Below are 11,656 nucleotides of genomic sequence, written 5' to 3' on the forward strand. Positions count from 1 at the left end.
TATAGCCTCCAATGATTTATGAGTTACGACCGATACTTTTAATGGCGAGATCCGCCGCGCCGACAACCCCCGCATGACGGCCGAGGCCGGCACTCACAAGGGTAGGGCGCAGCGATATTTTGGGAAATGTAAACGCCCCCCGAACCTGATCGATATATCCGTCTGCAAGCCCGATCCCGCCGCCAATGACGATGCATTTCGGATCAAGCGCCAGCTGTATGTTCTGGCAGAGTACAGCTAGTCGCCGGGCGGAAATTGCGATGATATGCGATGCCCAAGGCGCGCCGGACCTCGCTGCGGCGAAGATGGCCGGCGCCTCTAGCTCATAGCCCGCCTTGCAGGCTTCCGCATGCATCCAGTGGCCCGAAATGCTGTCTTCGAGCGGTCGGTGTGAGCATTCGAAATAGCCCTGAAATAGTCCGAAATGACCGGCGGTTCCCTGCAACAGCCGGCCGTTAGTGACGATGCCGCCGCCAATGCCGGTCGAGATCGTGAGGAACACCATGTCTTTTTGTGCGCCGGCGCCGAACCGGTGTTCGCCCCAGGCAGCGCATTGCGCATCGTTGACGGCAATTGCGTCGACGCCAAACGTACTGCGCAACCTGTCGATGAGCGGATAGTCGTGCGGCAGATTGAGCGTAGCCGGATTTAGTGCCTGCCAATTTCCGTCGACGACAATCCCTGTAACGGCTGCAGCAACCCGCCTGTAGGAGCCGCGCCAGTTGGACACCTTGGCCGCGATAGCGTCGATCCAGCCGTCGGGACCAAGATTGTGGTCGGTAGCAAATTGCGCCTCCTCGATGACTTTGCCTTCCCTGACCAGACACGCCATCGTCTTCGTACCGCCAATATCGATCGCCAGCACGGCTTTATTGGTGGCATGTTCACGCCCGGTATCGATTGCCTGCTTGAACCACGAGGTGACATGCTCGGTGCGGGTGATGGCGGAGCCGACGACAACGCTGTGTGCCCCACGACGAAGTGCCTCCGTCGCTTGCTCGGGCGTCCGGATGCGCCCCTCCGCAATCACGTAGGGGGTCAGTTTCCGCAGTCCGGCTATCAGCTCGAAATCCGGCGCATCGGGAACCGGCCCCCCGGTATAGCCGGACAGTGTCGATCCGACGCAATCGGCACCCGCGGCCAGTGCGGCGCGGCCATCCTCGACCGACGAACAGTCGGCCATCGCCAAAGCGCCTTTCGCGTGGATCGCCGCAATGATATCTGCGACGTTCTCGGGTCGCGGCCGCAGTGTCGCGTCGAACGCGACGATCTGTGCGCCGGCAGCAACCAGCGCCACCGCGTCGGCCACATGGGGCGTGATCCGGACGGGCGACGTTTCAAGATCTTTTTTAACGATACCGATGATGGGCGCGTCCGTCACCCGGCGGACCGCTCGCACATATTCCACGGATTCGATCCTGAGTGCGCCTGCACCTCCGGCGATCGCCGCCAAGGCAAACGCCGTGACCATGTCGGCACGATCCATCGGGCCGTCGGGAACCGGCTGGCAGGAGACGATAAGGCTACGTTCGAGATCCCCGATTTTCACTTCAAAATCCTCGCTTGTTGCGAGAACGATATCCGGTTCATACCAGATTGCAACCAGTCAAAAACTGGTATTAGCGGCTTAACTCCGTAACGAAATCGTAGAGATCGCCGCGATATCTTGTTTCGGTAAATTCCACGGGCTGGTCGTCGGCAAGGAAACAACGCCGCTCAATGATAAGCAGCGGTGCGCCGGCCGCGCATTTCAAGAGCTCGCTGTCACGGTCCGAAGCTGGCCGCGAACGCAACCGTTGTATGGCCCGCTGGGGCAAAGCATTGCGCTTTGCCAGTGCCTCGTAGAGGGAGTCCCCAACGAGTTCGGGCGATGGCAGGAACCTTGCCGGAACGACTGCGGTCTCGTAGGCGGCAGGCTGGCCGTCAGCAGTTCGTATCCGTTTCAAGCGGATGATGTCTGCATTTGGCGGCAGGGCGAGCGCCATCGCTTCCGCCGGGGATGGTCGGCCTATCTCTTTGGAAATCCAGATACATCCGGGTTCAAGCCCCCGTGCAACCATATCTTCGGAAAAGCTCGCCAAGGTCGAAAGCGATTTTTCGACGGGAACGCTCACTTCTGTCTTCGCGCCATGCCGCCGTCGCAAATGGCCATCCTGGATAAGAAGTTCCAGGGCCTTCCTAACGGTCACACGCGAAAGCGAAAGAGCTTCCGCCACCGCCCGCTCGCCCGGAAGGGTAGAGCCCCGCTTGATGCGATTGCTGATGATGAGATCCTGCAGCGCCATCTTCAATTTCTTGTGCAGGGGAATTCCCGTTTCGAACGCATCGATCCGTGACCGGATCTCCGCTAACAGCTGCTGGCGTTCCATGATCTCTCCTTGCCAGCGGTCTTTCCAAGGGCTGGATTGTCACCCTTGCATTATTTTTTTGGAAATCCAACTGGTATTATTGCATTGACGGTTTTTCCATCGCCGGAGATCGGGAAAGCGCGAAGCAACTGATTTTGCGCAGCAGGTTCTCATTTCTGTGGGGTTCCTATATGGAATAGAGCCATTTTCGCACGGTAACATCCGATTCTTGCGCGAGTATCCTTGAATTCGGAACGGTTTTCGCTACGCAGGATTGAAATTTACGTGTGACCAGTTGTAACTGCGGGGGTTCAAACATAATCGAACGATCTATTGCAATTTCCTGCGGATCGACCTTTTGTGAAATCCTGCTTCGAGAGCCCGCAAAATTCATGGAAAGAGAGACGTGCATCAAGAGGTCTCACTCTTAGCGACGGTTGCTTTCGGCTTTGTGTTTGCCGCGGTCTTCGGCTATCTGGCCGATCGTCTGCGCTTGCCGCCGCTCGTCGGTTATCTCGTCGCCGGTATCATGATGGGGCCGTATACACCAGGCATCGTCGCAGACAGCGGGCTTGCCTCGCAGCTCGCGGAAATGGGCGTTATCCTTTTGATGTTCGGCGTGGGTCTGCATTTCTCCGCCTCCGATCTGTTGGCGGTTCGCGGGGTTGCTGTCCCCGGAGCCCTGGGGCGTATCCTGCTTGCTACCCTGCTCGGTATCGGCCTTTGTTCCTTATGGGGCTGGGGTCTTGGTGCGGGTATCGTCTTTGGGCTTAGTCTTTCCGTCGCCAGCACCGTGGTCCTGCTCAAGGCGCTTGAGGAGCATAATCAGGTGGACACCGTTAATGGCCGCGTGACGGTCGGCTGGCTCATCGTCGAGGATCTGGCGATGGTTCTCGCCTTGGTCCTGTTGCCAGCATTTTCGGGGGTTTTGGGCGGTCATGCGGACGTAGCAGCCGGAGAGGCCGCCACGGCTGGTGGCGGCCTCTCCATCACATTGACCATTGGCATAACCCTGCTCAAAGTCGGCGCTTTTACGGTGATGGCCATATATTTCGGGCCCAAGGTCGTTCCGTGGATTCTCACATTGGTTGCCCGCACCGGCTCACCGGAACTGTTCACGCTTTCCGTTCTCGCCGTTGCCCTCGGCATCGCCTTTGGCTCGGCGGAGATTTTCGGCGTATCCTTTGCGCTCGGGGCGTTTGTCGCAGGCGTCGTCATGAGCGAGTCGCATCTCAGCCATCGTGCCGCGGCCGACTCCCTGCCTCTGCAAAATGCGTTCGCCGTATTGTTTTTCGTTTCGGTCGGGATGCTTTTCGACCCCTATGTCATCATCCGCGATCCGCTTGCGGTTGCCGCCGTGCTGGCGCTGATCATTTTTGGTAAATCGTTGATCGGATTTCTGATCGTCGTTCTCCTACGCTTTCCGATCGCTATGGGCCTGTCGGTCGCTGCCGGTCTGGCGCAGATCGGCGAGTTTTCTTTCATTCTGGCCAGCCTCGGTGTTTCGCTTGGCCTTTTGCCGCGTGAGGGACAGGATCTGATCCTTGCCGGTGCCATCCTGTCGATCACCGTCAATCCACTCGTTCTGCTCGGTGGCGACTGGCTACAAAAAGCCGTTCGTCGAAAGTGGCCATCGCTGTTCGAACAATACGGCAAGAGCAAGCATGACGCACTTTGCCGCGAACTGGAGCGCATCCGGAAGATCAGCGATGAAAGAAACAGGCAGCATCAGCTCGAAATGCAGCAACTGATCGAGACGTTCCCGATGTTTGCCCAGGTTGATGAAAACTCTCAGGAAGAGCTTCTCCTGTTGTTTCGGCCAAAGGTGGCATCGCCCGGCGAACGCGTCATCCGTATCGGCGATCGTGGCGACGGTATGTATTTCATTTCCTCGGGAGCCGTAGAGGTTCAACTGGAGGACGACCCGGTTCGACTCCAGGCCGGTTCCTTCTTTGGCGAAATGGCACTTTTGAGCGGCGGGCGCAGGACGGCGGATGTCATCGCTGTCGATTTTTGTCAGTTCCTGGTCCTCGAACGCCGGGATTTTAATGTTTTCATGTCGAAGCATCCCGCACTTCGGACCGCAGTCAGCGATATGGCCAAAGAGAGAAAAGCGATGAACGTTTCACGCAGGAAGCGCAAGAAGTCTCTCGATGCGACGTAATTACTAGTCCGACATCAGCGACAGCGTGGAAAATCCTCGCATCGCGTCGGCCACGAGACACTTGTCCGTCAGGGTCAATCGATTTCCCGTCACGATGTCCTGGAATTCCTTGCCATTGATTTCCGCTGGAACATGCACTGCGGTGTCGCCCCACGCGGGTATCGGCATGAAGGGTTCGTGAAACCGTTTCACCGCTTCGAAGGATTGGCGGGGCACGGCAACCAGACAATAGTCGGATTCGTGCTTGCGCAGAAAAGCGATAACGTTTTTTCGCTTCTTGCCGGTGACCTTCAGAGGAATGTATTGGCCGCCGATGAACAGCTCAGGCTTGCGCTTTCGCGCCCGAAGATGGGCGGCGACTAGCCGCTGTTTGACGGCGCCCGTGTGCCAATCTTCCAGAAGAATGTTCAAGGGGCACTGGTCCGCATAGGAAAGCCGGGCAGTCAACGCATCGAAATCTATGTCATTCGATGCCGGGATATTCGATACGGCGAAATCCCAGGATTCCGCTCCATTGTAGATAACGGGAACGCCGGGAGCAGTTGCTTTGAGGACCGTTTGCGAAAAACTGTTGAGCGCCCCGGCTATCCAGAAGGGCCGCATGGTCTTCGTGAAGTCGAGGAGGAAAGGACGGTCGGCGAAAAGCTGGTCGATGTAGTCCATTACGGCCAACTCATAGGGCTTGTTGATTTCCGTCCAGAAGGAATCTCTCTGAATTTCGCTTATCGCTTTCTGGATGAACGCGCAAAGATCGTTACGAACGGCCTGCAGGCTGTTTTCATCGTCGATCTGCAGCGTCAAAGGCCAGATCGCAGCAAGGGTTTGATAGATCAGCCATTCAGTCTGAGGGTCCGGCGCCAGCGTTTCCTCGATCGTCGCCACATCGCCCGCATGGAGCTCGCGCCAGCGTGCCACCGCCTCGCACCAGATTTCCGGCGCTTCGGACAGAGCGAGTAGCCGCATCCTCGCATCCTCGCCGAATTTGGTGGTGTAGGAGAACGTTGTCGCCAGCATGCCTTTCGGCGCAACTTCGGCTTTGCGCAGCATCTTTGAGTGGAAAAGCTGCACCGGATCCCCGGCATCACCCGAGCGTAAAATGATTTCATCAAGCGCGATCGGCCCGCGGCCATATTGGTAGGATTGTTCGATTGCCTGTGCCATGACTGCGGCAGTCAATTGCTGGAATCTCACAATGAATTGGCCGATATTTCCGTCAGGATCATTCGCCGCTTCCAATATGCGTTGTACGAATTTCAGCGGAGCGGGATCGGCAGCGTCGGGGCGCGCCAGGATATCGGAAATGGTGGACTGGAGAATGGCTCGATAGGATCCGAGAATTCCCGCCGCATTCGAATAGGTCCGGAAAACCGGAAGTTCGATAACGAGATCGCTTACCGCGCGTCTCAGCTCCAGCTCGTCGGCTACATTCGGTTCTATCACCATGAGCAGGTCGACCAGAGCCTGCAGTTCCGCAGCAAATCTGCTATGCAGCACAGCTGACTTTGCACCGCGATAGTGGAGCGTACTTTGCGCACCAATATTGCTGCTGTAGAGTTGTTCGAGCGCAGCCAGCTTTGCATGATCCACCATAAGGTTCGCCGTCACCGAAATGAACTCGTAACCTGCGGTTCCATCGACATGCCATGAAGCGGGATAAGGTTCGCCGTCCAGGAGAATCTTGTCGGCGACAAGATAGGCTTTGTCACCGGCGTGCCGGCGCAATTCCTGCGAATATGTTTCAGGATCAGCCAGACCGTCGATCTGGTTGACACGAAAACCGATGACTTGGCTGATCTCGAGCAGATCGAGTGGAACCTCGTGAAAATCCTTGAATGGTTGTGTCTTTTCGACTTGAACGCCCACAGAGTGCATGGATTCGAACGAGTGGCGGTAGTTCATCCGGCGGCGAGCCTTCTGACGTGTTACAAGACGCCACTTTTGCATCGACAGCACGTCTTCGAGCATCGAGATGTCCTGTGAGATATCTTTCAGCCGTGATGCAAGCGCGAGACGATGAGCGAGTTCACTGTTGTCGTAGAGTTCACGCAACCGAACGTGAAATTCCTCCGATCGTTGCGGGTCGGCCTCGTTTACAGCATCCAGGATATCATTCGAGAGAGCGTTGTCGACGCCGCGAAGAACAGTTTCGTAGGATTTTGGATGCAGCGGATAAAAGACCTCGCCGTAAGAGATTCCGAGGGCATGTTTATTCGCATCGAATTTGAGCTGCAGAGCCTCGGCCTCGACTTCTTCGATCAACGGGCGCTGTAAAACAGGCAACGCCAGGCGTTTCTTCCAGTCCACGTCGAAATGATCGGCGTAACGACTCTTTGCTCCCCATTCGAGAACATCAAACCACCACGGATTGTGGTGGGTAGCTGGCAGCTGGTTTGGATTGATATCGACGATGAGGCCCATACCGAACGTGCGAAGTGCAGAATCAAGGGCGACGAAGCCGTCTTCACCCCCGGCGTCCCTGTCCAGCTTCGTCGGGTTATACGATTTCTTGCCGCGGCCGACATCGATCGAGCTGAAAATTGGAGAAATGGTGAGCGTGTCGATGCCGAGATTATGCAGGTATGGCACGATCGCTGCTATATCAGTGAAGGACAGTCCGTTCCTCAATTGAATGCGATAGGCGGAATTGGGTAAGGCCATATTCTTCACGCAACCCGTTCATTGGCGGAGTGCTGATCGCCATGTTGCAGCGCATGGAGATATTCCCGCTGCCACCATTGCGCATCGCGATCGACGACACGCTTCAGAAGCTTGCGATGGCGCAGTTGTCGCTCTTCCAGCGGCATTGTGACGGCCGTCTTCAAAGCGTGTGCAACCTCGCTGATGTCGTAGGGATTGACAATGAGCGCCTCGCTCAGCTCCTCGGCTGCACCGGCGAACTTGGACAGGATCAGGATGCCTGGATCCTTGTTGTCCTGAGCCGCGATGTATTCTTTGGCCACAAGGTTCATTCCGTCCCGCAACGGCGTTACCAGCCCGATCAGACTTGCCCGAAACAGAGGGGCCAGCTTTTCTCTTGGAATATTGCGGTTGATGTATTGGACAGGGGCCCAGTTGAAATCCGCGAATCTGCCATTGACCGCGCCTGCGAGCTGTTCGAGTTCGGCCTTGATATCGGAATAGGCGGTAACATCTTCCCTGGATGGCGAGGCAATCTGCAGGTAGTCCGCATGCCCCTGATATTCCGGACACATCTCCAGGAATTTTCTAAAGGCTTTCATGCGGTGCGGCAGGCCTTTCGAATAATCCAGGCGATCCGCAGAAATGACCTGGAAGCGCTTCAAAACGGTACGGCGCATGCGTTCGAGTTCGATCGTATCGTCGGTTCTGGCCGACACTTTCGCAAACTCCTTGACATCGATGCCTATGGGGAAATGCCCGATATGGATTGTGCGATCGTTGACGCGGACGAGTTCCGGCGAAATGATTGCCGCGTCGGAATGCTCTTTGAGGTAGCGGTGAAAATTATGGACGTCATTGATCGTCTGGAAGCCGATGAGATCAAACTGCAGCAGGCAATATCGCAGCCATTCGTGGCGAGGGACGGCGGAGAAGATGTCCGCAGAGGGGAACGGGATGTGCAGGAAAAATCCGATCCTGTTCTTGTGGCCGCGTTTGCGGAGCTCGGCAGCCATAGGTATCAGATGGTAGTCGTGCACCCAGATAACGTCGTCGTCCCGCAGATGCGGACTGACCATCTCGGCGAACTTCGCATTGGTCGCCGAATAGCAATCCACAAACTCCATACGGTAATCCATCAGGTCAAGGCGGTAATGAAAGGCAGGCCAAAGGACCTTGTTGGCGAAGCCGAGATAATATTTTTCGTGCTCTTGGCTCGTCAGCGGGGTGGTCAGGCTCGTGACGTTGCCGTGGGTCTGAATTTTGGTTGGTGTGGTTTCTTCGGCGTCAACGACACTTCCGTCCCAGCCGGCCCAAAGGCCGCCTTGAGCTTTAAGCGCATCCACGATACCGACAGCGAGTCCGCCAATTTGAGTATTCTTTCCCAAATTCGCCGTGCGATTTGAGATTACGACTAGCCGTCCCATAAAATGTCCCTTGCATGCAATCAGGACTCTACCCAACGCCTTCAATCCATGATGGTTCCGCAAAAAAGTGGTAGCACGTCAACTTTGATTGAACGATTCCGGGCCGGTTGAGTTCTCCAAATATGAGAGTTCACGCAAAGGAAACAGATATGCAGCCGAGCACGGCGGTTGACAATGCAAGCCACCCACTGCCAGACGATCTGAAAGGTTGGGCGCTTTTCATCGACATTGACGGCACGCTGATTGATCTGGCGGCAACGCCTGAAAGCATCGTTATTCCCCCAGAGTTACCGCTTCAACTCATGAAGCTCTCGCAAAAGGTGGATGGTGCCATGGCGCTTGTGACGGGCCGTTCCATCGCTGCAGTTGATGCGATGTTTGAACCCTACCACTTCACCGTCGCAGGGCTTCATGGCGCGGAAATCCGCAGGGAAAATGCAGAAATTCTCAGGAAGGGGATGGAGGCAGCAGCCCTCGATCAGCCGCGCATGGTGTTGCAGAAATTTGCGAGCCGATGGCCGGGTATGGTGATCGAGGACAAAGGCCTGGGGCTCGCTGTACACTACAGGCAGGTGCCGGAAGCGGCCATTGCCGCGACGCATGCGGTCGATGGCCTGGTCAAGGACCTCGGTTACGGGTGGAAGCGCCAGGACGGCAAGATGGTCATCGAAATTGGGCCTGCCGGAACCGACAAAGGCATGGCAGTCGCGCATTTCATGGAGACCGCACCCTATGCAGGGCGGAAGCTTCTCGTCATGGGCGATGACCTGACCGACGAGACCATGTTCCGCTTTGCCAAAGAAACAGGCGGACGCTCGGTAAGAGTGGGTGACCCGCCTTTCAAGAGCGTTGCCGAATTCAAGCTGGACTCTGCAGCTGCCGTTCGATCATGGATCGCCAGGATGGTGGCTCCGCAATGATTTTGCGCTGCCGCGTGACCACCCTGAGGGCCTATTGTCTCTGGCTTAATTTTTCCGATTCGCGTATGTTTTGTCTTGTGCAGGTTTGGGTCCGTTGGTACCGCCTCTAGCATGGTACCACTGGTGCCTTTCCCGCTCGAAACGAGATTGGGAGAATTGCTCATGGCACAATTTCATGTGATCGCTGGCGCAAATGATACCAGCGCCTATCCTGAGGTGCGTAAAATCAGTGTGGCAGATGTGTTTGCTGCGCTTCGTCAGGGGCTCGACGATTTTTGGGAAAAGCCCTCCCACTATGTTTTCCTATGCCTGATTTATCCTGTCGCCGGCCTGGTATTGGCGCGCTGGTCGTCGGGAGCCAACGCGCTGCCGATCCTGTTTCCGCTGATGTCGGGTTTCGCGTTGATCGGTCCGTTTGCAGCGATCGGTCTTTATGAGATCAGCCGCAGGCGCGAACTCGGTCTCGATACATCATGGCAGCACGCACTTGAGGTCAGGCGATCGCCTGCCATGCCATCGATCTTCGCCGTCGGTATACTTCTCTTTGCAATCTTCATCGTATGGCTGCTCACCGCACAGGCGCTTTACGTGAGCTTGTTCGGTCCCGCAGCGCCGGAGTCTATCAGTGCCTTCCTTAACCAGGTGTTCAACACATCCGAAGGCTGGCGGATGATCATCCTCGGTAACGCCATTGGATTTGTCTTTTCCGTTGTTGTCCTCTGCACCAGCGTGATCACCTTTCCGCTTCTCCTCGATCGGGATGTAGGTGCGCTGGCGGCCGTCGTAACATCGATCAAGGCCGTCCTTGCCAATCCGATACCGATGCTATTGTGGGGCTTGATAGTGGCCGCGCTGCTCTTCGTCGGCTTCTTGACGCTGTTCGTCGGCTTGGCGATCTTCATTCCGGTACTCGGTCATGCGACATGGCATCTTTACCGCAAGGTCGTCGCGCCGCTCCCGAGCGTGGAAGTACAGAACATCGCGATGCCAAGACCACGCAGAAAGGCTTGAATGAACAAAAAATGCGGCACCTGCGGGTGCCGCTTTTTTTTCATGCCTATGAGAAACTTTACGGTCCGGTCCCGAAGAAGGTCATCCGGCTCGACAGGACGTAGTGGGATTCCGAAACCATCATTGCCACGAACACGAGCACGAGAAGCGGCGGGAGAATGATGGCATAGATAAGCGCCAGCCTTTCCCACGCCATGTGCATGAAAATCGCGACGATCAGCCCGGCCTTGAGGATCATGAAAAGCAGGATAAGCGACCATCGCAGATAGCCTTGAAGACCGAGGTAGTCGACCATATACGAGAAGAGGCTCAGGACGAAAAGCATACCCCAGACGACGAGATAAAGTTTGATCGGGTGCTCTTGATGTTCCGTTTGAATTGCCGGTTGCGTTGCCGGTTGTGTCATGATTGGAGCCCTCACCACAAATAGAAGAAAGCGAAGATAAAAACCCAGACCAGATCGACGAAGTGCCAATAGAGACCAGTGATTTCGACGATTTCATAGTGGCCCTTCCGACTGGTGAAGAAGCCGCGTTTCTGCGTGTCGAAATCGCCGCGCCAGACCTTACGGGCTATGATGATCAGGAAGATGACGCCGATTGTGACGTGCGTACCGTGAAAGCCGGTGATCATGAAAAAAGTCGAACCAAACTGTGGAGCGCCCCAGGGATTCCCCCATGGACGAACACCTTCGGAGATTAACTTGGTCCATTCGAAAGCCTGCATTCCTACAAACGTTGCACCAAACAAGGCGGTCAGCAGCATTAATAGCGCCGTCCTGCGCCGGTCGCGCCGGTAACCGAAATTGACGGCCATAGCCATCGTACCGCTGCTGCTGATGAGAACGAACGTCATGATGGCGATCAGAATCAGGGGGACTTCCGTTCCGCCGATATTCAGCGCAAAAACCTCGCTCGGATTGGGCCAGGGAACAGTGGTCGACATGCGGGCGCTCATATAGGCCAGCAGGAAACAACCGAAGACGAACGTATCGCTGAGAAGGAAGATCCACATCATGGCCTTCCCCCAGGAGACATTCTTGAATGTTCGCTGGTCGGAGGCCCAGTCGGAAGCGAAGCCACGCAGGCCGTCAGGCCGGGGCGGGGATATTCTGGTTTCGGTTTCCACGACGTCGGTCATTGTCACATC

The 11,656-nt window shown here is 56.2% G+C and carries 9 protein-coding genes; 3 read left to right on the forward strand and 6 right to left on the reverse strand.

Going from position 1 to position 11,656, the window contains the following annotated elements:
- Window positions 1–16: 16 nt before the first annotated feature.
- The gene (locus J2X72_RS17805) at window positions 17–1,549 is read right to left on the reverse strand and encodes a putative N-acetylmannosamine-6-phosphate 2-epimerase (protein ID WP_310074030.1); all 1,533 of its coding nucleotides are present in this window, start codon (window positions 1,547–1,549) and stop codon (window positions 17–19) included.
- 70 nt (window positions 1,550–1,619) lie between these two features.
- Entirely contained in the window at window positions 1,620–2,369 is a 750-nt protein-coding gene (locus tag J2X72_RS17810) for a GntR family transcriptional regulator (protein ID WP_310074031.1), read from the reverse strand.
- Between the two features lie 385 nt (window positions 2,370–2,754).
- Here J2X72_RS17810 and J2X72_RS17815 point away from each other — a divergent pair, with 385 nt between their 5' ends.
- Window positions 2,755–4,512 carry a cation:proton antiporter gene (locus J2X72_RS17815; protein WP_210002934.1) on the forward strand — a complete coding sequence of 586 codons (1,758 nt, stop codon included), beginning with the start codon at window positions 2,755–2,757 and terminating at the stop codon, window positions 4,510–4,512.
- 3 nt (window positions 4,513–4,515) lie between these two features.
- On the opposite strand, the gene treY is transcribed toward J2X72_RS17815, so the two are convergent.
- The gene (treY, locus tag J2X72_RS17820) at window positions 4,516–7,170 is read right to left on the reverse strand and encodes a malto-oligosyltrehalose synthase (RefSeq protein ID WP_310074034.1); all 2,655 of its coding nucleotides are present in this window, start codon (window positions 7,168–7,170) and stop codon (window positions 4,516–4,518) included.
- Between the two features lie 5 nt (window positions 7,171–7,175).
- A complete protein-coding gene (locus J2X72_RS17825) occupies window positions 7,176–8,576 on the reverse strand; it encodes a trehalose-6-phosphate synthase (RefSeq protein ID WP_310074036.1) in 1,401 nt (466 codons plus the stop codon).
- Between the two features lie 149 nt (window positions 8,577–8,725).
- Here J2X72_RS17825 and otsB point away from each other — a divergent pair, with 149 nt between their 5' ends.
- Both otsB and J2X72_RS17835 read left to right on the forward strand, forming a co-directional pair.
- A complete protein-coding gene (gene otsB / locus J2X72_RS17830) occupies window positions 8,726–9,496 on the forward strand; it encodes a trehalose-phosphatase (protein ID WP_310074038.1) in 771 nt (256 codons plus the stop codon).
- A gap of 162 nt (window positions 9,497–9,658) precedes the next feature.
- Entirely contained in the window at window positions 9,659–10,507 is an 849-nt protein-coding gene (locus J2X72_RS17835) for a DUF2189 domain-containing protein (RefSeq protein ID WP_210002938.1), read from the forward strand.
- A gap of 58 nt (window positions 10,508–10,565) precedes the next feature.
- On the opposite strand, the gene J2X72_RS17840 is transcribed toward J2X72_RS17835, so the two are convergent.
- Both J2X72_RS17840 and J2X72_RS17845 read right to left on the reverse strand, forming a co-directional pair.
- The gene (locus J2X72_RS17840) at window positions 10,566–10,913 is read right to left on the reverse strand and encodes a cytochrome C oxidase subunit IV family protein (RefSeq protein ID WP_310074041.1); all 348 of its coding nucleotides are present in this window, start codon (window positions 10,911–10,913) and stop codon (window positions 10,566–10,568) included.
- Window positions 10,914–10,924: 11 nt separating this feature from the next.
- The gene (locus tag J2X72_RS17845) at window positions 10,925–11,647 is read right to left on the reverse strand and encodes a heme-copper oxidase subunit III family protein (RefSeq protein WP_310074043.1); all 723 of its coding nucleotides are present in this window, start codon (window positions 11,645–11,647) and stop codon (window positions 10,925–10,927) included.
- Window positions 11,648–11,656 lie beyond the last annotated feature (9 nt).

It is taken from the genome of Phyllobacterium sp. 1468 (genome assembly GCF_031455525.1).
Classification (GTDB): Bacteria; Pseudomonadota; Alphaproteobacteria; order Rhizobiales; family Rhizobiaceae; genus Phyllobacterium.

Bases quoted from the DNA above. Each gene is read 5' to 3' on its own strand.
- J2X72_RS17810 (WP_310074031.1), bottom strand. From the start codon at position 2,369: ATGGAACGCCAGCAGCTGTTAGCGGAGATCCGGTCACGGATCGATGCG.
- J2X72_RS17835 (WP_210002938.1), top strand. From the start codon at position 9,659: ATGGCACAATTTCATGTGATCGCTGGCGCAAATGATACCAGCGCCTAT.
- J2X72_RS17825 (WP_310074036.1), bottom strand. From the start codon at position 8,576: ATGGGACGGCTAGTCGTAATCTCAAATCGCACGGCGAATTTGGGAAAG.
- otsB (WP_310074038.1), top strand. From the start codon at position 8,726: ATGCAGCCGAGCACGGCGGTTGACAATGCAAGCCACCCACTGCCAGAC.
- J2X72_RS17840 (WP_310074041.1), bottom strand. From the start codon at position 10,913: ATGACACAACCGGCAACGCAACCGGCAATTCAAACGGAACATCAAGAG.
- J2X72_RS17845 (WP_310074043.1), bottom strand. From the start codon at position 11,647: ATGACCGACGTCGTGGAAACCGAAACCAGAATATCCCCGCCCCGGCCT.
- treY (WP_310074034.1), bottom strand. From the start codon at position 7,170: ATGGCCTTACCCAATTCCGCCTATCGCATTCAATTGAGGAACGGACTG.